We start from the raw sequence: 26,711 nt of genomic DNA, 5'->3' as shown, positions 1-26,711 counted from the left end.
CGCGCGTCCCCCACTTCCTGGTCAGCGGATGGGGCGGTGGACGTTCTCGTGGGTGGAGGGACCCGGGGTGGCGTCGGCGATCCACGGACCGTCGCCGCTGGGGTCGACGATGCCCTCCTCCAGCCAGCCGTACGTGCCGGACAGGACGCCCTTGACGACCTTGCGGTCGAGGTCGTCGGTGTTGTCCCAGAGGCGGCCGAAGAGCTCCTCGACACGCAGCCGGGACTGGTGGCAGAACGCGTCGGCGAGCTGGTACGCCTCACGGCCGTGCGCCTCGGTGGTGCGCAGCAGTTCGGCGCGTACGCAGGTGGCGCTCATCGCGAACAGCTCCGCGCCGATGTCCACGATCCGACCGAGGAAGCCCTGCTTGGTCTCCATCCGGCCCTGCCAGCGGGACATCCCGTAGAAGGTGGAGCGGGCCAGCTTGCGCGCCGAGCGCTCCACGTAGCGCAGGTGCGGGGAGAGGTCGGCGTGGCCGGGCGGGTGGAACTCGCCGTAGGAGCCCGGGAGCCGGCCGGGGCCGAGGACCAGCTTGGGCAGCCAGCGGGCGTAGAAGACGCCCGCCTGGGCACCCGCCCTCGCCTTGTCGCCGAGGGACTTGTCGGGGTCGATGATGTCGCCGGCCACCGAGAGGTGCGCGTCGACGGCCTCACGGGCGATCAGCAGGTGCATGATCTCGGTCGAGCCCTCGAAGATGCGGTTGATCCGCAGGTCGCGCAGCATCTGCTCGGCGGGCACGGCCCGCTCGCCCCTTGCGGCCAGCGAGTCGGCGGTCTCGAAGCCGCGCCCGCCGCGGATCTGGACCAGTTCGTCGGCCATGAGCCAGGCCATCTCGGAGCCGTACAGCTTGGCGAGGGCCGCTTCGATGCGGATGTCGTTGCGGTCCTCGTCGGCCATCTGGCTGGACAGGTCCAGTACCGCTTCGAGGGCGAAGGTGGTGGCCGCGATGAAGGAGATCTTGGCGCCCACGGCTTCGTGGTGGGCGACCGGCTTGCCCCACTGCTCGCGCACGGCGGACCATTCGCGGGCGATCTTCAGGCACCACTTGCCGGCACCGGCGCACATGGCGGGCAGGGAGAGCCGGCCGGTGTTGAGCGTGGTCAGCGCGATCCGGAGACCGGCTCCCTCGGGGCCGATGCGGTTGGCGGCGGGGACGCGGACCTGGTGGAAGCGGGTGACGCCGTTCTCCAGGCCGCGCAGCCCCATGAAGGCGTTGCGGTTCTCCACGGTGATGCCGGGCGAGGCCGCTTCGACGACGAAGGCGGTGATGCCGCCCTTGTGACCCTCCGACCTCGGTACCCGGGCCATGACGACGAGCAGGTCGGCGACCACGCCGTTGGTGGTCCACAGCTTCACGCCGTCGAGGACGTAGTCGTCGCCGTCCGGGACGGCGGTGGTGGCCAGCCGGGCGGGGTCGGAGCCGACGTCCGGCTCGGTCAGCAGGAAGGCGGAGATGTCGGTACGGGCCAGGCGAGGCAGGAAGGTTTCCTTCTGCTCCGGGGTGCCGAAGATCTTCAGCGGCTGCGGTACGCCGATCGACTGATGGGCGGAGAGCAGCGCGCCCACGGCCGGGCTCGCCGAGCCGACCAGGGCGAGGGCCTTGTTGTAGTACACCTGGGTGAGGCCGAGCCCGCCGTACTTGGGGTCGATCTTCATCCCGAGGGCGCCCAGCTCCTTGAGGCCGTCGATGACGGCGTCCGGGATGCGGGCCTCGCGCTCGATCAGAGCGCCGTCGACCTTGGTCTCGCAGAAGTCCCGCAGCTTGGCCAGGAACTCCTCGCCGCGCTGGGCGTCCTCGGTGGGCGGCAGCGGGTGCGGGTGGATCAGGTCGAGCCGGAAACGGCCGAGGAACAGCTCCTTGGCGAAGCTGGGCTTGCGCCAGTCCTGTTCGCGGGCCGCCTCGGCGACCTGGCGTGCTTCGCGTTCGGAGACCTTGGGCTTGTGGTGGGGGCCGGACATGGTGGGCTCACCTCGCCGCGGAGTCGGGGGCGGCCGGTTGTTCCCACCGGCCGGTTACTCGACCGTATCTACCCGATTCCGGCACATACGAAAAGACGGCCGGAGCCCCCGCACAGTGGGCTCCGGCCGTCGGCTTGCTGCGTACGGGTGACCTCGGTCAGAGGGCGAGGCCGGTGAGGACCAGCACCCGCTCGTACGTGTAGTCGTCCATCGCGTAGCGCACGCCCTCGCGGCCCACACCGGACTGCTTGGCGCCGCCGTACGGCATCTGGTCGGCGCGGTAGGACGGGACGTCGCCGATGATCACGCCGCCGACCTCCAGGGCGCGGTGGGCGCGGAACGCGGTCCGCAGGTCGTGCGTGAAGACGCCCGCCTGGAGGCCGAACTTGGAGTCGTTGACCTTGGCGAAGGCCTCGGCCTCGCCGTCGACCTTGTGCAGGGTCAGGACCGGGCCGAAGACCTCCTCGCAGGCGAGGGTGGTGTCGTCGGGCAGGTTCTCCAGCACGGTCGGGGCGTAGGTCGCGCCGTCGCGCTTGCCGCCGGTGAGCAGCTTGGCACCGGCGTTCACCGCCTCCTCCACCCAGGACTCGACCCGCTTGGCGGCGTCCTCGCTGACCAGCGGGCCGACGTCGGTGGCGTCGTCGGACGGGTCACCGGTGCCCTGGGCCTCGACGGCCGCGACGACCTTGGTGACCAGGCGGTCGTAGACGGAGGCGTCCACCACGACCCGCTGCACCGAGATGCAAGACTGGCCGCCCTGGTAGTTGGAGAAGGTGGCGATGCGGGTGGCCGCCCAGTCGAGGTCCTCCTCGGAGGACCAGTCGCCGAGCACGACCGCGGCGGCGTTGCCGCCCAGCTCCAGGGTGCAGTGCTTGTGCGGCACCGACTTCTGAATGGCGTAACCGACCTTGTCCGAGCCGGTGAAGGAGATGACCGGCAGGCGCTCGTCCTCGACCAGGGCGGGCATCGACTCGTTGAGCACCGGCAGCACGGACCAGGAGCCGGCCGGCAGGTCGGTCTCGGCCAGGAGCTCGCCGAGGATCAGGCCGGACAGCGGGGTGGCGGGGGCCGGCTTGAGGATGATCGGCGCGCCGACGGCGATGGCCGGGGCCACCTTGTGGGCGCACAGGTTCAACGGGAAGTTGAACGGCGCGATGCCGAGGACGACGCCCTTGGGGAAGCGGCGGGTGAGGCCGAGGCGGCCGGTGCCGCCGGCGTCGGTGTCGAGGCGCTGGGCGTCGCCGCCGTTGAAGCGGCGGGCCTCCTCGGCGGCGAACCGGAACACGGACACGGCGCGGCCGACCTCGCCGCGGGCCCACTTGATGGGCTTGCCGTTCTCGGCGGAGATCAGCCGGGCGATCTCCTCGGTGCGCTCGGCGAGCCGCTTCGACACGTGGTCGAGGGCGGCGGCGCGGACGTGGGCGGGGGTCGCGGCGAACTCGTCCACGACGGCGTGCGCGGCGGCCACGGCCTCTTCGACCTGGGCCTCGCTGGGCACGCTGACCTGGCCGACGAGGCGGCCGTCCCAGGGGGAGGTGACGTCGAAGGTGGTCTCGCCGGTGGCCTCGCGGCCGGCGAGCCAGAAGGCGTGGGTGGCAGTCATTCGCGTGTCCCGGCCCTTCCGAGGTAGTGGGGGTCTTCTCTGCTCACACGGTAGGGCCGGGGACTCGGCGTGTGGTTTGTCCGTGGTGGAGTGGTCGGGCGGCCGGATCCGCCGGTTCGGCAGGTCACGACCGCCGGCCGGTGCTGACGATGAGGCAGACGCCGGCCACCACGATCGCGCCGCCCAGGGCGATGGGCCAGGTCAGCGGCTCACCGAGGATCAGGGCGCCCAGGGCCACGGCGACGACCGGGTTGACGTAGGCATAGGTCGCGACGAGCGAGAGGGGGGCGGTCTGGATCAGCCAGGCGTACGCGGTGAAGGCCAGCAGTGAGCCGAAGACGACGAGGTAGGCCAGAGCGGTCCAGGAGCGGGCGGAGAAGGCGGAGACGTCCAGGCCGCGCTGCTCGCCCCGGGCCAGCCCGAGCAGCAGGCAGCCGAGCCCGCCGGCGAGCATCTCGTAGGCGCTGGCGGTGAAGGCGTTGGCGGGCATCGGTATCCGTGACGAGGCGAAGGACCCCACCGACCACATCACGGTCGCCACGATCACCGTGAGCACGCCGCCGATGCGCACGTCGCCGCTGAGGCCGGGCAGGGTGAGCACGGCCAGGCCGGCGAGCCCGAGCAGCACCCCGGTCCAGGCGCCGAGCCCCGGCCGTTCCCCGAAGGCCGTGCGCAGCAGCACGACCCAGGCCGGTACGACGGCGATGAGCAGCGCGGCGAGCCCCGAGGGCACGGTGGTCTCGGCGAGCACCACGAGCCCGTTGCCGCCCAGCAGGAGCAGCAGTCCGACGACGGCGGCGGAGGCCAGTCGGGCGCGGGTCACCCGGAGCACGGCGATGCCGTTCCGCCAGGCCAGCAGGGCGGCGAGGACCAGCCCGGCGGTCACGAACCGGGCGCCGGCGGAGAGGAAGGGCGGCATGGTCTCGACGACGACCCGGATGCCGAGGTAGGTCGACCCCCATACGACGTACACGATCGCCAGGGCCCCCCACAGGGCGGCGCCGCCGGTGCGGCGGGCGGGACCGGCGGGCGGGAGCGGGAGCGGCGCGTCGGGGGCGGCGGGCGGGGTCGGCGCCTGCTCGGGGTCGACGGGAGCAGTTGTCATGCGCAGGAGACTATGGACTCTCCCCGACCCAGGCCAGGAATCCTGCCCGGTTCCGGGCAGATGTGGCGGGTTCGATGCGCTGTGGTCTCGGTAGGTCTCGGTGGCCTCGGTACGGGGAGGAGCTGCGCCCGAACCGCCCCCGCCGGCGACGCGGGCCGTCCCGGGGACGGGTGGCGGTGCGTCGGCGCCCGCGGTCGGCCAGGCTCCCCGACGGCCGGCGGTCCGCGGGGTTCCCGCTGGCGGCCGGCGGAGCCCGTGGTCCCGTCCGGCGGGCCGGGAGTCCGGGGACCCGGTCACGCCCGAGGGCGGGGTCCGGGCACCGGGGCCGGGCGCGCGGCCCCGGTGCGCGGCCGGTGCGGCCGGTGGCCGGTGCGCGGCCGGGTGGGGGGGTTACTTCCCCGCGCTCTCGCCCGCCGTGGTCTTCAGGGCCAGCCACAGCTCCATCCGTACGTCCGGGTCGTCCAGGGAACGGCCCAGGATCTCCTCCACGCGGCGCATCCGGTAGCGGAGCGTGTGGCGGTGCACGCCCAGGTCCGCGGCGGCGGCGTCCCACTGGCCGTGGCGGGACAGCCAGGCGCGCAGGGAGGCGACCAGGTCGCCCCGGCCGGTGGCGTCGTGCTCGCGCAGCGCGCGCAGCAGTCCGTCGGCGAAGGCCCGTACGGCGTCGTCGGCGAGCAGCGGCAGCACGGAGCCCGCCGCCAGCTCCTCGTGCTCGACCAGTGCCCGGCCACGCCTGCGGGCCACCGAGAGGGCCTGTTCGGCCTGCTTGTACGCGGAGGCGGCCGCGACCGGGCCGGCCGGCGCGGACAGGCCGATGAACGCCTCCGCCTCCTCCGCCTCCTGCTCGGCGTACGCGTCACACGCCGAGACCACCGCTCCCCCGTCGCCGGCCAGCACCACCAGGCGCTCCTCGCTCTCCGGCACCGTCAGCACCGCCTCCCCGGCGTGGGCGGCCGCCGCCTCCAGGGCCTCGGCGAGCGCCGGGAGAGCCGGTTCGGCACCCGGGTCCCGCTCTCCGGCGGGTTCGGCGATCAGCAGGCGGAAGGGGGCGTCGAGGAGGGTGCCGTACAGGTCGCCGGCGACCGCGCGGGCGTGGTCCGGCTGTCCGGAGAGCAGCATCCGCAGCACGGCGGCGCCGAGCCGCTGCTCGGCCGCCTGGAGGGAGCGGGAGCGTTCCGTGGTGAGGGTGAGCAGGGCGACGGCCGAGTGCACGGCGTAACGTTCCGCCGTCCCCAGGGGCGCGCCCGTGCCGACCGCCAGGGCGCCGCGCACCCGGCGTCCGGTGCCCAGCGACTGGAGTTCGACGCGGTCGTCGGTGCCGCCGACCACCGCGCTCGCCGGGGCGGACCGCTCGCGCAGCCGTTCCACGTCGGCGGTGAGCCGGGCGGCCCGCCGGGCCGCCCACTCGGGGGCGGCGGCCAGCACGGCGCCGGAGGTGTCGTACAGCGCGGCCCAGCCGTTCACATGGGCGGCCAGCTTGGCGACCACGGCCGGCGGGCCCTCGGCGAGCGCCGCCCGGGTCAGTTCCCGCTGCGCCTCGAAACCGGCCGTCACCGACCGGTACTGGTCGGCCGCGATCGCCGCCGACACCTCCTTGGAGATGGCCAGGAACGGCGTGCGGCGCGGGACCTCCAGCAGCGGCAGCCCCTCCTCCCGCGCGGCCTCCACCAGGGCCTGCGGCGTCTCGTCGTAGGTGACGCCGACCGCGAAGCCGAGCCCGACCACCCCGGCGCGCACCAGCCGCCGCACATAGCGGCGGGTGGCCTCGGGGTCCTCGGCGTCGAGCTTCATGCCGGTGATGAGCAGCAGCTCGCCGCCCTCCATGTACGGAACGGGGTCGGCGAGCTCGCTCACATGGGCCCAGCGGACGGGCGTGTCCAGCCGGTCCTCCCCGGCGCGGACGGTGAGTTTGAGCGCCGAGTGCTGGACGAGCGAGGCGAGCGTGGGCGGCATGGGACCGTCGGACCTTCGGAGCGGGGATTACGCCGTCCCGTATGAACGGCGTGCCTCAATTCTGCCAGGGCGTACGACCCGGGGCGGCGCGGCACGTCATGTCCGCAGGTCGACCAGGAGCGGTGGGGTGTGCTCGCCGCGCACACCCGTCAGGGACAGCACCGCGTGCCCGGGCGGCACCGCGTGCGCCAGCTCGGAGGCCGACCAGCGCTCCCGCTCCACCTCCCGCACCGTCACCGCCTCGGCCGTCGCCGCCCGTCCGGTCACCAGGCGGCGCATGAAGTGCATCGCCTTGGTGAGCGGTTCGTCGGAGATGATCTGCCGGTTGGTGACATCGCGGGTCTGCACCCACTCGGTGCCCCAGGTCTCCGCGAACCGCCCGCCGTCCCAGGGCGCCAGTCCGGCGAACGCCATCCGGCAGCCGACCGCCCCCAGCAGCGGCCCGCGCAGCGGCTCCGGCACGTCCTGGAGGGTGCGCAGGGCGAGGACGACACCGGCGTTGGCCGAGCGCAGCCGCTGGATGGCCCGTACCGAGTCGGCGGTGACCGTGTGCGTCGCGTCGTCGAGGACCAGACAGGCGAAGAGCGACCGGTCGGCACGGCCGAGCGCCGCGTCGGTGAACTGGGCCAGCAGCAGCCGGGCGATGATCCGGGACGCCTCGGCGTGGCCGCGCTCGGGCAGGTCGACGCGGACCCTCAGCGGGTGTTCGATGGCGCGCAGCGAGAACCGCGGCGCCTCCTCCCCGGCGGGGCCGTCGCCCGCGCGGACCCGGCCCACCCGTTCGCCGGCGGTGTCGCCACCGGTGGACGGGCCCGTGCGGAAGAACCGGGCGAAGGCCGGCCGGTCCAGGAAGGCGATCCGCTCGGCGAGCAGCACACCCACGTCGTCGCCGCGCTCGGCCTGCCGCGCCCGGGCGTCCAGCTCGCGCAGTTGCGCCGGATCGGCCGCGACCGCAGCCCGCAGGGCCGCCAGCGCCCCGGGCGCGCCGCCGAGCAGCTCACGCAGGTCCGGTACGGCCGGGAAGTGGCCGTACGCCGTGCGGTACGGGCCGATGAGCTGGGCCAGCGCGGTGGCGGCGCGGCGGCTGTCCGGCACCAGGTCCCCGACGAGCGCCTCGGCGAGCACGCGGGCGGCCTCGTCGGGGTCGTCGGCGCCGCCGTACAGGTCCAGGTCGTGGCTGGAGTGCGGGCGGCCGACGGCGACGACCACGTCGAACGCCTCGTCGGGCGCGAGCGCGGTGCCCTGCGCGGTGACGGCGACCACCGCGGCGCGGTTGGCGAGCGCCTGGAGGCAGAGGGACTCGGTGACCGGGCGGGTCAGCCGTACCGTCTTGCCCGCACCGGCCGGGCCTACGGCCAGCAGCGAGGTGCCCAGCAGCTCCGGCTCCAGGGCCATGCCGGTGGTGCGGCGGGCGTAGGGGTTGCGCGGGTGGTCGGCGACGGTGCCGATCCGCACCTGGGCGGTGGCCAGGTCGTGCGCGGCGGTGCGCACGGGCAGGTCACGGACGCCGGAGGGGTGCGCGCAGGCGGCGGGGCCGTGGGCGCGCACGGCGTCGGTGAAGGCGGCGAGGCGCGCGGGGTGGGTGCGCACGCCCTGCCAGGCACGCCGGATCCGGGCGTAGTCCACGTCACCGAGGGCGCCGGAGCGGGTGGCCCGGGCCAGTTCCTCGGCCGCCTCGGCCAGCCCGGCGTCCCGCAGGTCGGGCCAGTCGGCGGGATCGGCCCCCGGGGGCGGGGGCGGCGGCGGGGTCTCCTTCCGCTTCGCGTACCGGCGCCAGATCTCGGGGAGGTGCCCGATCCTCGCGAAGAAGACGAGCAGCCCGCCGCCGACGAGCGCGTAGTAGACGTAGCTGGCGGCGGTCCAGGCCTCCGGGTCGGTGCGCCAGGTGTCGGGGGTCAGCACGAGGAGCGGCCAGAGCCAGTAGTGCCCGAGGTAGCCGTTGTAGAGCAGCGACCACAGGAGCCACCCGCTGAGCAGGGCGATCAGCGCCCCGGCGATCAGCCGCCGCGCCGGTACCGCGTCGGGCTCCTCCTCCGGCCGGGGCCGGTGCCCGAACCGCCACACCCCGGGCCCGGCCGCCGGCCGTGGCGTCCGCAGCCACTGCGCGGTCCCGCCGGTGACGGAGGCGGGCGGGTGCCGGGGCGGGGGCGGCACGGCGTGGAGGTGGGTGCCCCGTGCGTCGTACGTACCGTCGGTGTCCATGAACCATGCCCCCAGGTCGCGTCTGTGCACCCGTCAATCTAGTGCCCCGCCGCCCACTTGAGGGGGCCTGCCCCGCACGGACCGGTGCGCGGGAGCGGGCAGCGGGCCGGCCGGCCGAGGACCCGGCTCCAGGGCCCCGGCCGCCGGGGCCCCGCCCGCCTCCCCCCGGGGGGACGGCGTGGCCGCCGCACCGGGCCACCGGGGTGACCGGGCCGGCCGGACACGGCGGCGGCGCGGGGGTGCCGGCCGGAGGAGCACCGGGCCCCGCGCCGGGCCCACGCCGGGCCCGCCCGGGTCGCGGCGCGGTCGCGCCGGCGGAGCGACGAGCACGGTGATGGCCGGTGCGGCCTTCACCGCGCCGACCGCGCTCACCCGGGCGTCACGGCCCCGGTCCGCTCTATGTCCGCCACGGACAAGGACACGCCCCCAGCACTCCCGAACGGCGCATGCCCGCACCCCTCCGGCACGCCTAGCCTGCGGAAGAAAGAGTCACCACCCGCGTCCGGAACACCCCAGGAGCCCCGCATGACCGCTATCCCGCAGGAGCGCCGCGTCGTCACCGCCATTCCCGGCCCGAAGTCGCAGGAGCTTCAGGCCCGCCGCCTCTCCACGGTCGCGGGTGGCGTGGGCTCCGTGCTGCCCGTCTTCACGGCCCGCGCCGGCGGCGGGGTCATCGAGGACGTCGACGGCAACCGCCTGATCGACTTCGGCTCCGGTATCGCCGTGACGTCGGTGGGCGCGTCCGCCGAGGCGGTCGTACGCCGGGCCAGCGCCCAGCTCGCCGACTTCACCCACACCTGTTTCATGGTCACGCCGTACGAGGGGTACGTCGAGGTCTGCGAGGCGCTGGCCGCGCTGACCCCGGGCGACCACGCCAAGAAGTCCGCGCTGTTCAACAGCGGCGCCGAGGCCGTCGAGAACGCCGTCAAGATCGCCCGTGCGTACACCAAGCGCCAGGCCGTCGTCGTCTTCGACCACGGCTACCACGGCCGGACGAACCTCACCATGGCGCTGACCGCCAAGAACATGCCGTACAAGAACGGCTTCGGCCCGTTCGCGCCCGAGGTGTACCGCGTGCCGGTGGCCTACGGCTACCGCTGGCCCACCGGTGCGGAGAACTGCGGCCCGGAGGCCGCCGCCCAGGCCATCGACCAGATCAGCAAGCAGGTCGGCGCCGACAACGTGGCCGCGATCATCATCGAGCCGGTGCTCGGCGAGGGCGGCTTCATCGAGCCCGCCAAGGGCTTCCTGCCCGCCATCGCGCAGTTCGCCAAGGACAACGGCATCGTCTTCGTCGCGGACGAGATCCAGTCCGGCTTCTGCCGTACCGGCCAGTGGTTCGCCTGCGAGGACGAGGGCATCGTCCCGGACCTGATCACCACCGCCAAGGGCATCGCGGGCGGTCTCCCGCTCGCCGCCGTCACCGGCCGCGCCGAGATCATGGACGCCCCGCACGCGGGCGGCCTGGGCGGCACGTACGGCGGCAACCCGGTGGCCTGCGCCGGTGCGCTCGGCTCCATCGAGACGATGAAGGAGCTCGACCTCAACGGCAAGGCCAAGCGCATCGAGGAGGTCATGAAGGGCCGCCTCACCGCCATGCAGGAGAAGTTCGCCGGCAAGCCCGGTTGCGCCATCGGCGACATCCGTGGCCGCGGCGCCATGATCGCCATCGAGCTGGTCAAGGACCCGGCGACCAAGGAGCCCGCCCCCGAGGCGGCCGGCGCGCTCGCCAAGGCCTGCCACGCCGAGGGGCTGCTGGTCCTGACCTGCGGCACCTACGGCAATGTGCTGCGCTTCCTGCCGCCGCTGGTCATCGGCGAGGACCTGCTCAACGAGGGCCTGGACATCATCGAGGCCGCCTTCGCCGCTGTCTGAGGCACCCGGATCCGGGGCCCGGACACGGCGCGGACGCGCGAAGCGTGAAGAAGGTGTGGGGGGCCGATGGCGGGATGGGGATCCGTCTGTCGGCCCCCCGCCCGCTGCCGTACGGTCTTCCCCAGATGAGAGAAACACCCCGCCCGCAGGGGACTGCGGGCGGCTCCAGGGCGGCGCGTCCCCAGCCTCGTCCTGGCCGTGCCCTCGCGCACACCGCTGGAGCCTCCGGCTCCGGAACTCCTCACCGATCGGATCGCCGCCCGCCCCACACCCCCCGGGGCGCGCGGCACACCGGTCCTGGCGGCCGCCCCGGAACTTCCCCCCCTGTTCCGGGGCGGCCGGCGTCTCTCCTGCTCCCGGCGCTGCTCCTGACGCTGTTCGCGGCGATCACCTGGCAGGTCGCCGCCGGGGGGCCGCTCGCCCGGCTGGACGAACGGGTGGGCCTCGTCCTGGCGGGACGCGGACCGGCCCCGCTGACGGAGTTCCTCGCCGACCTCGGCAATCCGCCGGTGGCCCTTCCGGTCCTGGCCGCCGCCCTGGTGTACGCCGGCTGGCGCGGCCACTGGGCGCGGGCGCTGTACGCGGGGTCGGCCATGGCCCTCGTACCGGTGCTGATCGTGCCGCTGAAGCTGCTCGTCGACCGGGCCGGGCCGCTCACCGCGGAGACCGGCTACTACCCGTCCGGGCACACGGCCACCGCCTTGGTGGCGTACTGCGGGGCGGCCCTGCTGGTGCACCGGCGGCTGCTGCCGGCCGCCGCCCTGCTGGCGGCGGCGACGGGCGCCGGCCTCGTGCTGCGGGGGCACCACTGGCCGCTGGACGTGGCGGGCAGCGCGTGCCTGGGCGGGGTGCTGCTGTGGTCCGCCCTGCATAGCCGACGTTTCTGAATAGTTTGTCCCGGTTTGGGCACCTCGTTCGCGTACTGCCAACGAAAGGAGCCACCATGGTCATCAAGAAGCTCCACGACATGGGCGTGCGCAGTGAGCACGCCTACCTGGCCGCCTTCGCCTCCATCGGCCTGTCCGTCGCCACCTGGGTCGGGTCCCTCAAGATGGAGCCCGGAACCGGGCTGGCCCGCGCGGACCGCTGGGGAATCTTCGTCGGCGAGTGGGCGCCCACCTTCTTCGGTCTCGGGCTCGCCCTCTCCCACTACGAGCAGCACGACGGCACCCTCACCGCCGACGTCCACGAGCTGCACCGCAAGGCCGGATAGCCGCGGAGCCCCGCCCGGTCCCGGGCGCCGGAGGTCACGCCCCCCGGCGCCCGGCCGGGCCGGCCGCCGCCTCGTGCATCGCCAGCTCCAGCAGCGCCGGGTCGGTCAGCGTGCCGGTGCCGTCCGGCAGCACCGGCCAGCGGGCGGCACCGCCCGGCCGGCCGGGGTGGGGAGTGGCGATCCAGCTGCCGCGCCCCGCCACCCGCGTCCCCGTGCCGACCCAGCGGGCGGCCGTGCCCGGGGGGACGAAGAAGCCCATCCGGGTGGCGCCGGGGGCCCCGGAGCCGGTGAGCACCGGGCCCGGGCGGCCGACCAGACACCCAGGGCCGGCCGGCCCAGCCCGTCCGGGACGATCAGCACGTCCCAGCGCCTGCCGGCGGGCAGGAGGGCCACCCCCAGCGGGCTGCGCTCCCACTCCCACCGGCAGGCGCCCGGATCCGGTGCCACCGACACCAGCCACTCCACTGCGGCCCTGGCCCCCGCATCAGTCATCGCGCCCGCCTCCATGTCCGTGTCCACCTGCCCCGGGGAACGGGGCGCTCACACGGGCAGAGCGAGGCGGGCGCGGGTCATGACGCCGGTTTCGCCACTCCCAGGGGGTGAAGGGGCGGACAAGGGGGCGCACACCCGGCGCACGCACCACCCGACCGGCGCGTCACCCACCCGACCGGCGCGTCACCCGCACGGCCGGCGCACGGCAGACCACCCGGCCGGGTCCGGCTCCCCGGTACCGGGTCCGGCCCCGGGTCCGCCGCTAGCTGTCGAAGCCGAGCCCCATCCGGTCCAGCGCCCTCAGCCACAGGTTGCGCCGCCCGCCGTTGGCGTCGGCCCGGGCCAGCGACCACTTGGTCAGCCCGATGCCCGCCCACGCCAGCGGCTCCGGCGGGAACGGCAGCGGCTTGGAGCGCACCATCCGCAGCCGGGTGCGCTCGGTCCGCTCCCCCGCCAGCAGGTCGAGCATCACATCCGCGCCGAACCGGGTGGCTCCCACGCCCAGCCCCGTGAAACCCGCCGCGTAGGCGACCCGGCCGCCGTGCGCGGTGCCGAAGAACGCCGAGAAGCGCGAACAGGTGTCGATGGCGCCGCCCCACGCGTGGCTGAAGCGGACGCCCTCCAGTTGCGGGAAGCAGCGGAAGAAGTGCTCGGCCAGCGTCAGGTAGGTCTCCGGGCGCTGGTCCAGCTCGGCGCTGACCCGCCCGCCGAACGGGTAGATCGCGTCGTAGCCGCCCCACAGGACGCGGTTGTCCGCGCTCAGCCGGAAGTAGTGGAACTGGTTGGCGCTGTCCCCGAGACCCTGGCGGTTCCGCCAGCCGATGGAGGCCAGTTGGCCCGCGGTCAGCGGCTCGGTCATCAGCGCGTAGTCGTACACCGGGACGGTGTACGGACGGACCCGCCTGACCAGGGACGGGAAGACGTTGGTGCCGAGGGCCACCCGCCGGGCGAGGACCCGGCCGTAGGGGGTGCGCACGGCCATCCCCGTGCCGGCGGCGGCCAGTTCCAGGCCCCGGGTGTTCTCGTACACCTGGACACCCAGCTCCTGGCAGGCCCGCTTGAGTCCCCAGGCGAGCTTGGCCGGGTGCAGCAGGGCGACGCCGCGGCGGTCCCACAGCCCGCCCAGGAACGTCGGCGAGTCGACCTGGGCCCGCACGGCGTCCCGGTCGAGGAGTTCCAGGTGCGCGGCCAGTCCGAGCCGGTCGGCCTCCTCGTACACGGCACGCAGTTCGGTGAGCTGGTGCGGCTCGGTGGCGACGTCGATCTCACCGGTGCGCTCGAAGTCGCAGTCGATGCCGTACGCGGCGACCGTCTCCTCGATCGCGTCGAGGTTCCCGGCGCCCAGGGCTTCGAGCCGGGCCAGCTCGTCGGGCCAGCGGGCCAGGCCGTTGCCGAAGCCGTGGGTGAGGGAGGCGGCGCAGAAGCCGCCGTTGCGGCCGGAGGCGGCCCAGCCCGCCTCCCTTCCCTCGATCAGCACGACGTCCCGGCCCGGGTCGCGCTCCTTGGCGCGCAGCGCGGTCCACAGTCCGCTGTAGCCGCCGCCGACGACGAGCAGGTCGCAGTGGGCGGTGCCGGTGAGGGCGGGCAGCGGGGCGGGCTTGCCGGGGTCCTCCAGCCAGAAGGGGACGGGCTGGGCGTCGGAGAGTGATCGTGCGGCACTACGCATGGCTGCTGGGGCCATGGTTTCCAACTCCTTCAGGAACTCATGAGACCTTTGTGCGCTTCCGCCGGGCGGCCGCGGCCTGGCCGGCGACGACCACCAGGACGGCGATGGCGAACATGGCCGTACCGATGACGTTGATCTGTACGGGCGTGCCGCGCTGCGCCGATCCCCAGACGAACATGGGGAAGGTGACGGTCGAGCCCGCGTTGAAGTTGGTGATGATGAAGTCGTCGAACGAGAGCGCGAAGGCGAGCAGCGCGCCCGCCGCGATGCCCGGGGCGGCGATCGGCAGGGTCACCCGCAGGAAGGTCTGCGCCGGCCCGGCGTACAGGTCGCGTGCCGCCTCCTCCAGACGGGGATCCATGGACATCACGCGCGCCTTGACCGCCGTGACGACGAAGCTCAGGCAGAACATGACGTGAGCGATGAGGACCGTCCAGAAGCCAAGCTCCGCACCCATGTTGAGGAAGAGGGTCAGCAGGGAGGCGGCCATGACGACCTCGGGCATCGCCATCGGCAGGAAGATCAGCGAGTTGACCGCGCCGCGTGCCCGGAAGCGGTAGCGGACCAGCGCGAAGGCGATCATCGTGCCCAGCGCGGTGGCGCCGAGGGTCGCCCACGCGGCGATCTGGAGCGACAGGGCGAGCGAGCCGCACAGGTCGGCGACCCCGCACGGGTCCCGCCAGGCGTCCGTGGAGAACTCCCGCCAGGAGTAGTTGAAGCGCCCGGCCGGCTTGTTGAACGAGAACACCATCACGACGATGTTCGGCAGGATCAGGTACGCGAGCGTCAGCAGTCCCGCGACCACGACCAGGTTGCGCCGTATCCAACGCGTCATCAGACCAGGTCCTCCGTTCCGGCCCGGCGGATGTAGACGGTGACCATGAGCAGCACGACCGCCATCAGGATGAAGGACAGCGCGGCGGCCGTCGGGTAGTCCAGGACCCGCAGGAACTGGGACTGGATGACATTGCCGACCATCTTGGTGTCGGTCGAGCCGAGCAGTTCGGCGTTGACGTAGTCGCCGCTCGCCGGGATGAAGGTGAGCAGCGTGCCGGAGACGACCCCGGGCATGGACAGCGGGAAGGTCACCTTGCGGAAGGTGGTGGCGGGCGAGGCGTACAGGTCCTTGGCCGCCTCGTGCAGCCGGCCGTCGATCCGCTCCAGCGAGGTGTACAGCGGCAGGATCATGAACGGCAGGAAGTTGTACGTCAGGCCGCACACCACCGCCAGCGGGGTGGCCAGCACCCGGTCGCCCTCGGTCCAGCCCAGCAGGCTGGTGACGTCCAGGACGCGCAGCGCGTCCAGGGCGCCGACGAGCGCGCCGCCGTCGGCGAGGATCGTCTTCCAGGCCAGCGTGCGGATCAGAAAGCTGGTGAAGAACGGCGCGACGACCAGGACCAGGAGCAGGTTGCGCCAGCGGCCGGCCCGGAAGGCGATGAGGTACGCCAGCGGGTAGCCCAGCAGGAGGCACAGCAGCGTGGCGGTGCCCGCGTAGAGCAGGGACCGCACGAACTGCGGGTAGTACTCCCGCAGCGCCTCCCAGTAGGTGGGGAAGTGCCAGGTGACCTGGAAGCCCTTCTCCAGGGAGCCGGTCTGTACCGAGGTCGACGCCTGGTAGACCATCGGCAGCGCGAAGAAGACCAGCAGCCACAGGATGCCGGGCAGGAGCAGCCAGTAGGGGACGAGCCGGCGGCGGGCGGACGCCTTGCGGACGGCGGGCGTTCCGGTGACGGGGGTCGCGGTCACGTGCCGTCCTCCACCTTTTCCACACCCGCGTCGATGTCCTGGCCGGCGTCGAGCCCGAAGGTGTGCGCCGGGTTCCAGTGCAGGACGACCTCGGCGCCCGGGGCCAGCCGGGAGTCGCGCTCGATGTTCTGCTCGTACACCTGGAGGGCGCTGCCGGCCGGGCTGTCGACCAGGTACTGGGTGGAGACTCCGATGAAGGAGCTGTCCACGATGCGGCCGGTGACCTTGTTGCGCCCCTCGGGCAGCGTGCCCGCGTCGTCGGCGTGCGCGAGCGAGATCTTCTCCGGCCGGATACCGACCAGCAGCCGCCCGCCGGTGGCGGTGGGGGCGGAGCACCGGCCGGCCGGGAGCCGCAACCGGCCGCCGCCCGCCGTCACGACGATGTCGGCCGCCGCCTCGACGACCTCGGCCTCGATGAGGTTGGAGGTGCCGAGGAAGTTGGCGACGAACGTGGTGCGCGGGTTCTCGTAGAGCTCGGCGGGGGCGCCGAGCTGCTCGACCCGGCCGCCGTTCATCACCGCGACCGTGTCGGCCATGGTCATGGCCTCCTCCTGGTCGTGGGTGACATGGACGAACGTGATGCCGACCTCGGTCTGGATGCGCTTGAGCTCCAGCTGCATCTGGCGGCGCAGCTTGAGGTCGAGGGCGCCGAGCGGCTCGTCCAGGAGCAGCACCTGGGGGTGGTTGATGAGCGCGCGGGCGACCGCGACGCGCTGCTGCTGGCCGCCGGAGAGCTGGTGCGGCTTGCGCTTGGCGTAGTCACCGAGCTGGACCAGGTCGAGCATCTCGCCGACCTGCTTCTTCACCGACTTCACACCACGCCGGCGCAGTCCGAAGGCGACGTTCTCGTGGATGTCGAGGTGGGGGAAGAGGGCGTACGACTGGAAGACGGTGTTGACCGGCCGCTTGTACGGGGGGAGGTCGGTGACGTCCTCGTCGCCGAGGAAGACGGTGCCGGTGGTGGGTTCCTCCAGGCCCGCGATCATCCGCAGGGTGGTCGTCTTGCCGCAGCCGGAGGCGCCGAGGAGGGCGAAGAAGGAGCCCTGCGGGACGGTCAGGTCGAGCGGGTGGACGGCGGTGAAGGAACCATAGGTCTTGCTGATGCCGGTGAGACGGACGTCGCCGCCGGTGCCGGTGTGCTCAGTGGTCATGGGTGGGTGTCCCGGGTGTCGGTGTCGGTGTCGGAGGGTGGCGGCGGCGGTTCAGGCACCGATGAGCTTGGCGAACTTCTCCTCGTACGCCGTCTCCTCGGCGCTGCTCAAGGAGCGGAAGGCGCGGGACTTCGCGGCCATCGCCCGGTCCGGGAGGATCAGCGGGTTGGCGGCCAGCGACGGGTCGATCCTGGCGAGTTCCCCGCGTACGCCGTCGACCGGGCAGACGTAGTTGATGTACGCGGCGAGCCGGGCGGCGACCGGGAGCTCGTAGTAGTAGTCGATGAGCTTCTCGGCGTTGGCCTTGTGCCGGGCGCCCGAGGGGACCAGCAGGTTGTCGCTGGAGGTGAGGTAGCCGGCTGACGGGATCGCGAAGGCGATGTCGGGGTTGTCCGCCTGGAGCTGGATCACGTCACCGGCCCAGGCGAGACAGGCGGCGAGGTCGCCCTTGCTGAGGTCGGCGGTGTAGTCGTTGCCGGTGAAGCGGCGGATCTGGCGGGTGGTGACGCCCTTCTGGAGCCGCCCCACGGCCGCGTCGAAGTCGGCGTCGGTGAACGTCCCGGGGTCCTTGCCCATGTCGATCAGCGTCATGCCGACCGAGTCGCGCATCTCGGAGAGGAAGGCGACCCGGCCCTTGAGCCGGGGGTCGTCCAGGAGCTGGCTGACGGAGTCGACCTTGCGACCGCCGGTCGCCCTGGTGTTGTACGCGATGACCGTGGAAATGCCGGTCCAGGGGTAGGAGTGGGCGCGGCCCGGGTCCCAGTCGGGGCGGCGGAACTGGGCGGAGAGATGGGCGTACGCGTGGGGGAGGTTGGCCGCGTCCAGCTTCTGGGCCCAGCCGAGGCGGATGATCCGGGCGGCCAGCCAGTCGGTGACGCAGATCAGGTCGCGGCCGGTGTCCTGGCCGGCCGCGAGCTGCGGCTTGATCTTGCCGAAGAACTCGACGTTGTCGTTGATGTCCTCGGTGTACTTGACCGTGATGCCGGTCCGGCCGGTGAACGCCTCCAGGGTGGGGCGGCTCTTCTCGTCGTCGCTGATGTCGATGTACTGGGTCCAGTTGGAGAAGGTGAGCCGTTTCTCCCGGTCCGAGAAGTCGGTGGAGGCGGGGCCCTGCCCCTCCCGCTTGGCGGGCGGGATCCCGCAGGCGCTCAGGGAGGCGAGGCCGCCGGCCGTGAGCGCGCCGACGCCCGTGGCGCGCAGCATGGACCGGCGGGTGAGGGCTCCCCTGCCGTTCGTCAGGCTGCGCCGCATCGCGGCCAGCTGTGCCGCGGAGAGGCTGTCGGGCTCGTACTGCTCCATGTGCTGTGCCCTTTCGGGATGGGTGTGGCCGCTGGTCGGGGCGGCTGCCGCTGCTATCGGTCCCCGAAGACGGTGCGGTGCCAGTCCTTCCTGGCGACCGCCGTGTTGTCGTACATCACATGCTTGACCTGCGTGTACTCCTCGAAGGAGTAGGTTGACATGTCCTTTCCGTAGCCCGAAGCCCGATAGCCGCCGTGCGGCATCTCGCTGATGATCGGGATGTGGTCGTTGATCCAGACGCAGCCGGCCTTGAGCTCGCGGGTGGCGCGCCCGGCGCGGTAGACGTCCCGGGTCCAGGCGGAGGCGGCCAGCCCGTAGGGGGTGTCGTTGGCGAGCGCCAGGCCCTGGTCGTCGGTGTCGAAGGGGAGGACGGCCAGGACGGGCCCGAAGATCTCGGCCTGGACGATCTCGCTGTCCTGGGCGGCGCCGGTGACCAGGGTGGGCCGGTAGTACGCGCCGTCGCCCCGGGGGGCGACGCCGCCGGTGACGACGGTGGCGTAGGCGCGGGCGCGGTCCACGAAGGCGGCGACCCGGTCGCGCTGCGCGTGGCTGACGAGCGGGCCGAGGTCGGTGTCCTCCTGGAACGGGTCGCCGAGCCGGACGTCCGCCATCAGGTCGGCGACGCCCGCGACGAACGCCTCGTACAGCGGCCGCTGGACGTACGCGCGGGTGGCGGCGGTGCAGTCCTGGCCGGTGTTGATGAGGGCCGCGGCGACGGCGCCGTGGACGGCGGCCTCCGGATCGGCGTCGTCGAAGACGACGAAGGGAGCCTTGCCGCCCAGTTCGAGGTGGAGGCGCTTGACGGTGGCCGTGGCGATCTCGGCGACGCGCCGGCCGACGGCGGTGGAGCCGGTGAACGACGTCATCGCCACGTCGGGGTGGCCCACCAGGTGCTCGCCCGCCTCCCGGCCCGCGCCGGTGACGATGTTGACCACTCCGTCGGGGATGCCCGCCTCCCTCGCCGCCGCGGCGAACATCAGGGAGGTGAGCGGGGTGAGCTCGGCGGGCTTGAGCACGACGGTGTTGCCGGCGGCGATGGCCGGCAGGACCTTCCAGGCGGCCATCTGGAGCGGGTAGTTCCAGGGCGCGACGGAGCCGACGACACCGATCGGTTCGCGGCGGACGTAGGAGGTGTGGTCGCCGCTGTACTCGCCGGCCGACTGCCCCTGGAGGTGGCGGGCGGCCCCGGCGAAGAACGCGGTGTTGTCGACCGTGCCCGGCACGTCGAACTCCCGCGTCAGCCTGACGGGTTTGCCGCACTGGAGCGACTCCACCAGGGCGAGGTCCTCGGCCTGCTCGGCGAGCACCCCCGCGAAGCGGTGCATCGCCTCGGAGCGTTCACCGGGCGTGGCCCCGGCCCAGCCGGGGAAGGCGGCGCGGGCGGCGGCGACGGCCGCGTCCACGTCGGCGGTCCCGGCGAGCTCGTAGGTGAGCACGTCCGCGCCGGTGGCCGGGTCCACGATCGTGTGCGAGCGTCCCGAGGTCCCGGGGCGCGCCCGCCCGTCGATGTACTGCGCGCCGGCCGCGAAGCGGTCCCGCGCGTCCTGCACCTGGAAGCGGTTGCCCATGACGCTCTCCGTTGTCCCAGCTGGAATTGAGTGCCGATCCTGGCAGAGCGGAACGACCCCAACAAGGGATTCCGTTGTTGCCTTTTGGTTACGCGACGGAATCGGTCGACCATGTGTCGCGCCGTCCCCGGTATCTCCGTACGGAGTGTCCGTGGCGGCTGCCAGACTGGCGTGCATGGGGCGCTTCGAGGACCTGGTCGAGCAGGTCGGCAAGGGTGAACGGGTCAGGTTTCTGCACTTCTGGGGGCACACGCCGCGCGGGGACGGGACCGTGGGGGCGAGCTGTCTGAGCCAGTGGTGGCCCGCGCCGTTCACGGTCGACGGCGTGGAGTACGCGACGGCCGAGCACTGGATGATGGCGGCCAAGGCGAGGCTGTTCGGCGACACCGACGCGGAACGGCAGGCGGTCCGGGCGCCGAACCCGGCGCTGGCCAAGAAGGCGGGCCGGCTGGTGCGCGGCTTCGACGAGACGACGTGGGAGCGCGAGCGGTACGGCGTCGTGGTGGCGGGCAGCGCGCACAAGTTCGGACAGCACCCGGGGCTGCGCGACTACCTGCTGGGCACCGGCGACCGGGTGCTGGTCGAGGCCAGCCCGGTGGACCGGATCTGGGGCATCGGCCTGGCCGCCGACGACGAGCGCGCCCACGACCCGTTCCGCTGGCGCGGCCTGAACCTGCTGGGCTTCGCGCTCATGGAGGCCCGGGACCGATTGCGCGCCGGCTGAGCCGGTCCGGCGGGCGGGACGTTCCGTCAAGGGGGCGGCGCGGGCCGTGGCGGCCGGCGCCGGGCGCCGGCCCGCCGGTGGCCCGGGTGGGGGCCGAGGGCCGCCCACCCGGGGCCGGTCAGCGGGAGGCGCCGGCCACCACCAGCGAGGTGGCGAACGGGTCGGTGTCGTAGTCGGCACCGTTCTTCCCGCCCTGCACCACCGCCCAGATCAGGAACGCGAGGAACGCGGCACTGATCACCGTGCCGATCGCGCCCAGGACGATACCGGCGACCGCCATGCCCCCGTTGTTGGCCTCGCCCCGCTGCGCCCGCTTGCGGCCGACGACGCCGAAGATCAGCGCCAGGACACCGGGGATGATGCCGATGCCCCACATGCAGAACGCGACCACGGAGATGATGCCGAGCACCATCGCGGTGATGCCCATGCCGTTGGACGGCGTGCTCTGCTGCCAGCCGCCGGCTCCGTACGGGGCCTGCCCGGAGTAGCCCGGGTAACCGGGATACCCGTATCCCCCGCCGGCCGGGACGGGCGCGGGTGCCGGAGTGGGCGCGGGCGCCGGGTAGCCGTAGGGGCCCGGCGCGGGCTGTGCCGGGCCGCCCGGAGCGGTCGGCGGCGGCGGTATCTCCCCGCCGTCCTCGGGCCCGAAGCCCCCGGACGGCATGGACGTCTTCGTGGGCTGGTCGTGCACCCGCGGCGGCTGCGGCCGCGCGGGCGGCTGCTGGCCGTTCCCCGGCTGCTTGCCCAGTTCCACCCGGTCCTGGGGCGCCCTGCTCTCCGGCGGAGCCCAGGGATCGTTCGGCTCGCTCTTCTCTGACATGGGCCTCCCCCATCGTGTTCGGTCATGCTAACGGCCCCCGCCCCGGGCGGGTCCGGCCCCGCCTACGATGATCCCTGACCAGCCCGGCCCACTGCACACGGAGGACCCGATGACCGATCTGCACCCCTTCATCGCGGGGCTGCCCAAGGCCGAGCTGCACGTCCACCACGTCGGTTCCGCCTCGCCCCGTATCGTCGCCGAACTGGCCGCCCGCCACCCCGACTCGAAGGTGCCCACCGACCCCGAGGCGCTGGCCGACTACTTCACCTTCACCGACTTCGCCCACTTCATCGACGTCTACCTGTCCGTCGTCGACCTGATCCGCACCCCGGAGGACGTCCGGCTGCTGACCTACGAGGTCGCCCGCGACATGGCCCGGCAGAACATCCGGTACGCCGAGCTGACCGTCACGCCCTTCAGCTCCACCCGTCGCGGCATCGACGAGAAGGCGTTCATGGCGGCCATCGAGGACGCCCGCGTCGCCGCCGCGGGCGAGCTCGGCGTCATCCTGCGCTGGTGCTTCGACATCCCGGGCGAGGCCGGCCTGGAGGCCGCCGAGGAGACCACCCGGCTGGCGGTGGACCTGCGCCCCGAGGGACTGGTGTCGTTCGGGCTGGGCGGGCCCGAGATCGGTGTGCCGCGCCCGCAGTTCAAGCCGTACTTCGACCGGGCCGTCGCGGCCGGGCTCCACTCCGTACCGCACGCGGGCGAGACCACCGGGCCCGGCACCATCTGGGACGCCCTGACGGAGCTGCGCGCCGAGCGCATCGGCCACGGCACCAGCGCGCCCCAGGACCCCCGGCTGCTGGCGCACCTGGCCGAGCACCGCATCCCGCTGGAGGTGTGCCCGACCTCCAACATCGCCACGCGCGCGGTCACCGACATCGAGGCGCACCCCATCAAGGAGATGGTGGCCGCGGGCGTGCTGGTCACCGTCAACTCGGACGACCCGCCGATGTTCGGCACCGACCTCAACAGCGAGTACGAGGTCGCGGCCCGGCTCCTGGGCCTGGACGAGCGGGGCGTCGCCGACCTGGCCAGGAACGCCGTGGAGGCGTCCTTCCTGGACCCGGCGGGCAAGGCGCGCATCACCGCGGAGATCGACGCCTACACCACCGAGTGGCTGTCCCGGTAGCAGCGGCCACAATGGGCCCATGCGTACCGTGACCGCCGTGGCGCACCGGGGCGACCCGTATCGCGTCCGGGAGAACACCCTGGCCTCGATCCGGTCGGCGATCCGCCGCGGGGCGGACGCGGTGGAGATCGATGTGCGGCTCACCCGCGACGGCGTCCCCGTGCTGCTGCACGACGACTCGCTGAGACGGTTGTGGCGCGTCGACCGGCCGCTGGCCGGCCTCACCCTCGCCGAGGTGCGCGAGCTGACCGGTCCCCAGGGCGTGCCCACCCTGCGCGAGGCGCTGCTCGCGGCCGGGGACCACCGGTTGATGATCGACCTGCCCGGTGCCACCGGGGCCTCGGTGCGCGCCGTCGTGGGCACCGTCCGCGAGTGCGGTGCGGACGAGCGCGTGTACTACTGCTCCAGCGCCGCGGCCATGCTGCTGGTCCGGGCCGCCGACCCGCGCGCCGAGATCGCCCTGACCTGGACCACTCTCGCTCCGCCGCGCCCCGTCCTGCTGGCCGCGGTGGCGCCGCGCTGGCTCAACTACCGCTTCGGGCTGGTCGGTCGGGCACTGGCCGACCGGGTCCACCGGGACGGGCTGCTGGTCTCGGCGTGGACCGCCGACACCCGTAGGACCATGCGTAAGCTGATCTTGAACGGGGTGGATTCGATCACCACCAACCGCGTGGACGCGCTCGCCTCCGTACGGGGCGCCGGGGAGAGGACTCGAAGGTGACCAGCAGGATCCGCACCGACATCGCGCACAACGCGCGCGTCTGGAACTACTGGCTCGGCGGCAAGGACAACTACCCGGTCGACCGCGCGGTGGGGGACCGGATCACCGGGATGTACCCGAGCATCGGCGAAGTGGCCCGCGCCGACCGGGCGTTCCTGGGCCGGGCGGTGTCCCACCTGGCCGGGGAGGTGGGCATCCGGCAGTTCCTCGACATCGGCACCGGCCTGCCGACGGCCGACAACACCCACGAGGTCGCCCAGCGGGTCGCGCCGGACTCGCGGATCGTGTACGTCGACAACGACCCGATCGTGCTGACCCACGCCCGGGCCCTGCTCACCAGCGCCCCGCAGGGGGCCACCGAGTACATCGACGCGGACGCGCACGACCCGCGGCGGATCGTCCGGGCGGCCGGGCACCTCCTCGACCTGGACCGGCCGGTGGCCGTGATGATGCTCGGCATCCTCAACTTCGTCCTGGACACCGAGGAGGCCGGGTCCATCGTCCGCACGCTGATGGCCGCGGTGCCGTCCGGCAGCCACCTGGTGCTGACCCACCCGACCCTGGAGCTGGGCGGCGAGGGCAACGCCGAGGCGATGGAGTTCTGGAACGCGAACGCCACTCCGCCGATCACCGCCCGCAGCCGCGAGGAGGTCGCCTCGTTCCTGGACGGCCTGGAGATTTTGGAGCCCGGCATCGTCTCGTGCGCGAGCTGGCGGTTCGCGGCGGCGACGGAAGTGGCGCAGTTCGGCGCGGTCGCCCGCAAGCCGTAGGCCCCCGGGCGCGGTCACCGGGGTCCGCCCGGTGACCGTCTCCGGCACCGGGCGCCGGGTCACACGGGAAGCGTCCGGACGATCCGGCTGCCCACCGGCGCGGTCAGCGACTCCAGGCGCTTGATCAGGCGGTGCACCACCAGCAGCGGGATCACCCCGAAGACCCCGAAGGACATGTCGATCAGCGACCACCAGAAGGGGATGCCCCGGATCGGGCCGCAGATCAGCGCGAGCGGGACGATCCCGGCGCAGGCGATCATGCCGAACTCGACGACCCAGATGTTGCGTACCGGGTCGCGGTACGGGCCGTAGAACGCGACCGCGATCACCAGGTGGGCGAAGGCCAGCCAGTCCGTCCCGTACAGGAGGAAGGGGTGGCGGGCGTCGGCGGCGTCGAGACCGGCGCGCACCCGCCCGACCCACTCCAGCAGGCCGGGGAACGTCTCCGCGACGGGCGCCGCCCAGGTGGTCAACGCGCCCTCGGCGAAGCGCATTTCGGTGACCAGCGGGAAGGCCGTCGCCCCGCTCAGCACCAGGCACACGATGAAGAAGGCCAACCAGGCACGTATACGCCGCAGAAGGGCGCCGGTCTCGCTCATGTCCGCAGCGTACGCCGGGATTTATCCGGCCTTTACCACCACCCCGGCGCCCGGCGCCGGACGGGCCGCGCCAGGCGGGGCACCCCGCCCCGGTCCGGGTGCCGGGGTGGGCGCCGGAGCGGACGCCGTGCGGCCGGCGGGGCACGGCGCCGCGCCAACGGCCGGCGCCTAGCCCTGGGACGCCTGGTTCCCGCCCTCGGTGCGCGGGTCCCCGGTGGCGTCCGCGCCGTCCGTGCCGTCCGGGGACTCCCGGCCCGCGCCCGCGCCGCCGTCCTCGTCGGCCTCGTCGTCCCGCTCCACCCCGGTGAGCGCCTCGCCGCCCGCTGTTCCCTCGCCCGGGCGGTAGCCCTCGGCGGCGCTCGCCGTGCCGGGGACGGTGCGGCGGTGTGCCGGGTCCTCGGCTCCGGAGTGCGCCCCGGGCTCCTCCTGGCTCCGCCGGCGCGCGCGGTCCTGCGGCGTGCTGTCGTTCATGGCTCTCCTCCCGGGTCGGGGACGGTCCGAGTACCCAGCGGGAGCGTGCTCATACGTGCCGGGGGAACGACGACGGGCGGGCCGGGGACCAGGTCCCGGCCCGCCCGTGCGGCGGCGGTGTGCGTCAGCCCAGGGACGTCATCACGTGCTTGACGCGCGTGTAGTCCTCGAAGCCGTAGGCCGAGAGGTCCTTGCCGTACCCGGACTTCTTGAAGCCGCCGTGCGGCATCTCCGCGACCAGCGGGATGTGGGTGTTGATCCACACACAGCCGAAGTCCAGGGCCTTGGACATCCGCATGGCACGCGCGTGGTCCTTGGTCCAGACGGAGGAGGCGAGCGCGTACTCGACGCCGTTGGCGTACTGGAGCGCCTGCTCCTCGTCGCGGAAGGACTGGACGGTGATGACCGGCCCGAAGACCTCGTTCTGGACGATCTCGTCGTCCTGCTGGAGGCCGGAGACGACGGTGGGGGCGTAGAAGTACCCCTTGTCGCCGACCCGGTGCCCGCCGGCCTCGACCTTGGCGTGCGCGGGGAGGCGCTCGATGAAGCCGCTGACCTGCTTGAGCTGGTTGGCGTTGTTCAGCGGGCCGTACAGCACGTCCTCGTCGTCCGGCTGCCCGGTCTTCGTCTCGGCCGCGGCCTTGGCCAGCGCCGCCACGAAGTCGTCGTGGATCGACTCGTGGACCAGGACGCGGGTGGCGGCGGTGCAGTCCTGCCCGGCGTTGAAGAAGCCCGCGACCGAGATGTCCTCGACGGCCTTGTCGATGTCGGTGTCCTCGAAGACCACGACGGGCGCCTTGCCGCCGAGCTCCAGGTGGACCCGCTTGACGTCCTTGGCGGCGGACTCGGCCACCTGCATGCCGGCGCGTACGGAGCCGGTGATGGAGGCCATCGCCGGGACCGGGTGCTCGACCATGGCGCGGCCGGTGTCGCGGTCGCCGCACAGGACGTTGAAGACGCCCTTGGGCACGATGGAGCCGATGATCTCGGCGATCAGCACGGTGGACGCCGGGGTGGTGTCGGACGGCTTGAGCACCACGGTGTTGCCCGCGGCCAGCGCCGGGGCGAACTTCCACACGGCCATCATCATCGGGTAGTTCCACGGCGCCACCTGGGCGCAGACACCGACCGGCTCACGCCGGACGATCGAGGTCATGCCCTCCATGTACTCGCCCGCCGAGCGGCCCTCCAGCAGGCGCGCGGCGCCCGCGAAGAACCGGATCTGGTCCACCATCGGCGGGACCTCCTCGGTGCGGGTCAGGCCGATCGGCTTGCCGGTGTTCTCCGACTCGGCGGCGATCAGGTCCTCGGCGCGCTCCTCGAAGGCGTCGGCGATCTTCAGCAGGACCTTCTGGCGCTCCGCGGGCGTGGTGTCGCGCCAGGCGGGGAAGGCCGCGGCGGCGGCCTCCATGGCGGCGTCCACGTCGGCCTGTCCGGAGAGCGGGGACGTGGCGTACACCTCGCCGGTCGCCGGGTTGACCACGTCGATGGTCCGTCCGTCGGCGGCGTCCCGGAACTCCCCGTTGATGTAGTTGCGCAGACGACGCAGCTCGGTGGTCACTTGCCACCCCTCCTGTCGATCTCGGTGTCCAAGCGGTGAGACACCCCACCCTAGTCGCTGTACCGACGCATTCGACAG

Annotated in this window: 22 protein-coding genes and 1 pseudogene; 7 read left to right on the top strand and 16 right to left on the bottom strand. The window is 73.2% G+C overall.

Annotated features, from left to right (window positions below; translation table 11 throughout):
- Positions 1–21 precede the first annotated feature (21 nt).
- The 5 genes from AB0H53_RS08695 to AB0H53_RS08675 form a co-directional block, all read right to left on the bottom strand.
- Positions 22–1,959 (bottom strand): acyl-CoA dehydrogenase family protein, encoded by a 1,938-nt coding sequence (locus AB0H53_RS08695; RefSeq protein WP_362108958.1) that lies wholly within the window; start codon positions 1,957–1,959, stop codon positions 22–24.
- Positions 1,960–2,116: 157 nt separating this feature from the next.
- Entirely contained in the window at positions 2,117–3,562 is a 1,446-nt protein-coding gene (locus AB0H53_RS08690) for an aldehyde dehydrogenase family protein (protein ID WP_362108956.1), read from the bottom strand.
- A 124-nt stretch (positions 3,563–3,686) separates the two neighbouring features.
- On the bottom strand, positions 3,687–4,667 hold the full coding sequence (locus AB0H53_RS08685) for an EamA family transporter (protein ID WP_362108954.1): 981 nt from the start codon (positions 4,665–4,667) through the stop codon (positions 3,687–3,689).
- 390 nt (positions 4,668–5,057) lie between these two features.
- Positions 5,058–6,620: a PucR family transcriptional regulator gene (locus tag AB0H53_RS08680; RefSeq protein WP_362108952.1), complete on the bottom strand. Its 1,563-nt coding sequence runs from the start codon at positions 6,618–6,620 to the stop codon at positions 5,058–5,060.
- A 96-nt stretch (positions 6,621–6,716) separates the two neighbouring features.
- Complete coding sequence (locus tag AB0H53_RS08675) at positions 6,717–8,822, bottom strand: ATP-binding protein (RefSeq protein ID WP_362108950.1); 2,106 nt, start codon at positions 8,820–8,822, stop codon at positions 6,717–6,719.
- 525 nt (positions 8,823–9,347) lie between these two features.
- On the opposite strand from AB0H53_RS08675, the gene gabT reads away from it, so the two are divergent.
- From gabT to AB0H53_RS08660, 3 genes are all read left to right on the top strand, one after another.
- A complete protein-coding gene (gene gabT, locus AB0H53_RS08670) occupies positions 9,348–10,697 on the top strand; it encodes a 4-aminobutyrate--2-oxoglutarate transaminase (RefSeq protein ID WP_362108948.1) in 1,350 nt (449 codons plus the stop codon).
- A gap of 125 nt (positions 10,698–10,822) precedes the next feature.
- Positions 10,823–11,584 carry a phosphatase PAP2 family protein gene (locus tag AB0H53_RS08665; protein ID WP_362108946.1) on the top strand — a complete coding sequence of 254 codons (762 nt, stop codon included), beginning with the start codon at positions 10,823–10,825 and terminating at the stop codon, positions 11,582–11,584.
- Positions 11,585–11,640: 56 nt separating this feature from the next.
- Positions 11,641–11,910 carry a hypothetical protein gene (locus tag AB0H53_RS08660; RefSeq protein WP_362108944.1) on the top strand — a complete coding sequence of 90 codons (270 nt, stop codon included), beginning with the start codon at positions 11,641–11,643 and terminating at the stop codon, positions 11,908–11,910.
- Positions 11,911–11,944: 34 nt separating this feature from the next.
- On the opposite strand, the pseudogene AB0H53_RS08655 reads toward AB0H53_RS08660, so the two are convergent.
- From AB0H53_RS08655 to AB0H53_RS08625, 7 genes and pseudogenes are all read right to left on the bottom strand, one after another.
- Positions 11,945–12,402 (bottom strand): annotated as a pseudogene (locus tag AB0H53_RS08655) (hypothetical protein).
- A 262-nt stretch (positions 12,403–12,664) separates the two neighbouring features.
- Positions 12,665–14,083: an FAD-dependent oxidoreductase gene (locus AB0H53_RS08650; RefSeq protein WP_362108942.1), complete on the bottom strand. Its 1,419-nt coding sequence runs from the start codon at positions 14,081–14,083 to the stop codon at positions 12,665–12,667.
- 22 nt (positions 14,084–14,105) lie between these two features.
- Complete coding sequence (locus AB0H53_RS08645; protein ID WP_362108940.1) at positions 14,106–14,903, bottom strand: ABC transporter permease; 798 nt, start codon at positions 14,901–14,903, stop codon at positions 14,106–14,108.
- Complete coding sequence (locus AB0H53_RS08640; RefSeq protein ID WP_362108938.1) at positions 14,903–15,814, bottom strand: ABC transporter permease; 912 nt, start codon at positions 15,812–15,814, stop codon at positions 14,903–14,905. Before AB0H53_RS08640 ends, AB0H53_RS08645 begins: the two co-directional genes overlap by 1 nt.
- Positions 15,811–16,965, bottom strand: a complete 1,155-nt coding sequence (locus tag AB0H53_RS08635; protein ID WP_362108936.1) for an ABC transporter ATP-binding protein — start codon at positions 16,963–16,965, stop codon at positions 15,811–15,813. Before AB0H53_RS08635 ends, AB0H53_RS08640 begins: the two co-directional genes overlap by 4 nt.
- Before the next feature lie 51 nt (positions 16,966–17,016).
- Complete coding sequence (locus tag AB0H53_RS08630) at positions 17,017–18,264, bottom strand: spermidine/putrescine ABC transporter substrate-binding protein (protein WP_362108934.1); 1,248 nt, start codon at positions 18,262–18,264, stop codon at positions 17,017–17,019.
- Positions 18,265–18,317: 53 nt separating this feature from the next.
- Positions 18,318–19,832 (bottom strand): gamma-aminobutyraldehyde dehydrogenase, encoded by a 1,515-nt coding sequence (locus AB0H53_RS08625; RefSeq protein WP_362108932.1) that lies wholly within the window; start codon positions 19,830–19,832, stop codon positions 18,318–18,320.
- Positions 19,833–20,007: 175 nt separating this feature from the next.
- On the opposite strand from AB0H53_RS08625, the gene AB0H53_RS08620 reads away from it, so the two are divergent.
- Positions 20,008–20,556 (top strand): NADAR family protein, encoded by a 549-nt coding sequence (locus AB0H53_RS08620; RefSeq protein WP_362109065.1) that lies wholly within the window; start codon positions 20,008–20,010, stop codon positions 20,554–20,556.
- 118 nt (positions 20,557–20,674) lie between these two features.
- Here the strand turns inward: AB0H53_RS08620 and AB0H53_RS08615 are convergent, their stop codons facing one another.
- Positions 20,675–21,376, bottom strand: coding sequence for a DUF4190 domain-containing protein (locus AB0H53_RS08615; protein WP_362108930.1), 702 nt, complete (start codon positions 21,374–21,376; stop codon positions 20,675–20,677).
- A gap of 109 nt (positions 21,377–21,485) precedes the next feature.
- On the opposite strand from AB0H53_RS08615, the gene AB0H53_RS08610 reads away from it, so the two are divergent.
- The 3 genes from AB0H53_RS08610 to AB0H53_RS08600 are packed head-to-tail and all read left to right on the top strand — an operon-like array spanning position 21,486 to position 24,002.
- Complete coding sequence (locus AB0H53_RS08610) at positions 21,486–22,511, top strand: adenosine deaminase (protein WP_362108928.1); 1,026 nt, start codon at positions 21,486–21,488, stop codon at positions 22,509–22,511.
- A gap of 19 nt (positions 22,512–22,530) precedes the next feature.
- Entirely contained in the window at positions 22,531–23,232 is a 702-nt protein-coding gene (locus tag AB0H53_RS08605) for a glycerophosphodiester phosphodiesterase (RefSeq protein WP_362108926.1), read from the top strand.
- Positions 23,229–24,002, top strand: coding sequence for an SAM-dependent methyltransferase (locus AB0H53_RS08600; RefSeq protein ID WP_362108924.1), 774 nt, complete (start codon positions 23,229–23,231; stop codon positions 24,000–24,002). Before AB0H53_RS08605 ends, AB0H53_RS08600 begins: the two co-directional genes overlap by 4 nt.
- Before the next feature lie 59 nt (positions 24,003–24,061).
- Here the strand turns inward: AB0H53_RS08600 and AB0H53_RS08595 are convergent, their stop codons facing one another.
- The 3 genes from AB0H53_RS08595 to AB0H53_RS08585 form a co-directional block, all read right to left on the bottom strand.
- Positions 24,062–24,601 (bottom strand): hypothetical protein, encoded by a 540-nt coding sequence (locus AB0H53_RS08595; RefSeq protein ID WP_362108922.1) that lies wholly within the window; start codon positions 24,599–24,601, stop codon positions 24,062–24,064.
- A 168-nt stretch (positions 24,602–24,769) separates the two neighbouring features.
- Positions 24,770–25,072, bottom strand: coding sequence for a hypothetical protein (locus AB0H53_RS08590; protein ID WP_362108920.1), 303 nt, complete (start codon positions 25,070–25,072; stop codon positions 24,770–24,772).
- Positions 25,073–25,196: 124 nt separating this feature from the next.
- Positions 25,197–26,633 (bottom strand): gamma-aminobutyraldehyde dehydrogenase, encoded by a 1,437-nt coding sequence (locus AB0H53_RS08585; protein ID WP_362108918.1) that lies wholly within the window; start codon positions 26,631–26,633, stop codon positions 25,197–25,199.
- Positions 26,634–26,711: the final 78 nt, after the last annotated feature.

This window comes from Streptomyces sp. NPDC050856, from assembly GCF_040653855.1.
Classification (GTDB): Bacteria; Actinomycetota; Actinomycetes; order Streptomycetales; family Streptomycetaceae; genus Streptomyces.
The sequence above is the reverse complement of the archived record's forward strand: the minus strand, read 5'-3'. Positions and strand labels throughout refer to the sequence as shown.

What these genes read in the sequence shown, in the direction of transcription:
- AB0H53_RS08695 (WP_362108958.1), bottom strand. Translation starts at nt 1,959, where the DNA reads ATGTCCGGCCCCCACCACAAGCCCAAGGTCTCCGAACGCGAAGCACGC.
- AB0H53_RS08690 (WP_362108956.1), bottom strand. Translation starts at nt 3,562, where the DNA reads ATGACTGCCACCCACGCCTTCTGGCTCGCCGGCCGCGAGGCCACCGGC.
- AB0H53_RS08685 (WP_362108954.1), bottom strand. Translation starts at nt 4,667, where the DNA reads ATGACAACTGCTCCCGTCGACCCCGAGCAGGCGCCGACCCCGCCCGCC.
- AB0H53_RS08680 (WP_362108952.1), bottom strand. Translation starts at nt 6,620, where the DNA reads ATGCCGCCCACGCTCGCCTCGCTCGTCCAGCACTCGGCGCTCAAACTC.
- AB0H53_RS08675 (WP_362108950.1), bottom strand. Translation starts at nt 8,822, where the DNA reads ATGGACACCGACGGTACGTACGACGCACGGGGCACCCACCTCCACGCC.
- gabT (WP_362108948.1), top strand. Translation starts at nt 9,348, where the DNA reads ATGACCGCTATCCCGCAGGAGCGCCGCGTCGTCACCGCCATTCCCGGC.
- AB0H53_RS08665 (WP_362108946.1), top strand. Translation starts at nt 10,823, where the DNA reads ATGAGAGAAACACCCCGCCCGCAGGGGACTGCGGGCGGCTCCAGGGCG.
- AB0H53_RS08660 (WP_362108944.1), top strand. Translation starts at nt 11,641, where the DNA reads ATGGTCATCAAGAAGCTCCACGACATGGGCGTGCGCAGTGAGCACGCC.
- AB0H53_RS08650 (WP_362108942.1), bottom strand. Translation starts at nt 14,083, where the DNA reads ATGGCCCCAGCAGCCATGCGTAGTGCCGCACGATCACTCTCCGACGCC.
- AB0H53_RS08645 (WP_362108940.1), bottom strand. Translation starts at nt 14,903, where the DNA reads ATGACGCGTTGGATACGGCGCAACCTGGTCGTGGTCGCGGGACTGCTG.
- AB0H53_RS08635 (WP_362108936.1), bottom strand. Translation starts at nt 16,965, where the DNA reads ATGACCACTGAGCACACCGGCACCGGCGGCGACGTCCGTCTCACCGGC.
- AB0H53_RS08630 (WP_362108934.1), bottom strand. Translation starts at nt 18,264, where the DNA reads ATGGAGCAGTACGAGCCCGACAGCCTCTCCGCGGCACAGCTGGCCGCG.
- AB0H53_RS08625 (WP_362108932.1), bottom strand. Translation starts at nt 19,832, where the DNA reads ATGGGCAACCGCTTCCAGGTGCAGGACGCGCGGGACCGCTTCGCGGCC.
- AB0H53_RS08620 (WP_362109065.1), top strand. Translation starts at nt 20,008, where the DNA reads ATGGGGCGCTTCGAGGACCTGGTCGAGCAGGTCGGCAAGGGTGAACGG.
- AB0H53_RS08615 (WP_362108930.1), bottom strand. Translation starts at nt 21,376, where the DNA reads ATGTCAGAGAAGAGCGAGCCGAACGATCCCTGGGCTCCGCCGGAGAGC.
- AB0H53_RS08610 (WP_362108928.1), top strand. Translation starts at nt 21,486, where the DNA reads ATGACCGATCTGCACCCCTTCATCGCGGGGCTGCCCAAGGCCGAGCTG.
- AB0H53_RS08605 (WP_362108926.1), top strand. Translation starts at nt 22,531, where the DNA reads ATGCGTACCGTGACCGCCGTGGCGCACCGGGGCGACCCGTATCGCGTC.
- AB0H53_RS08595 (WP_362108922.1), bottom strand. Translation starts at nt 24,601, where the DNA reads ATGAGCGAGACCGGCGCCCTTCTGCGGCGTATACGTGCCTGGTTGGCC.
- AB0H53_RS08590 (WP_362108920.1), bottom strand. Translation starts at nt 25,072, where the DNA reads ATGAACGACAGCACGCCGCAGGACCGCGCGCGCCGGCGGAGCCAGGAG.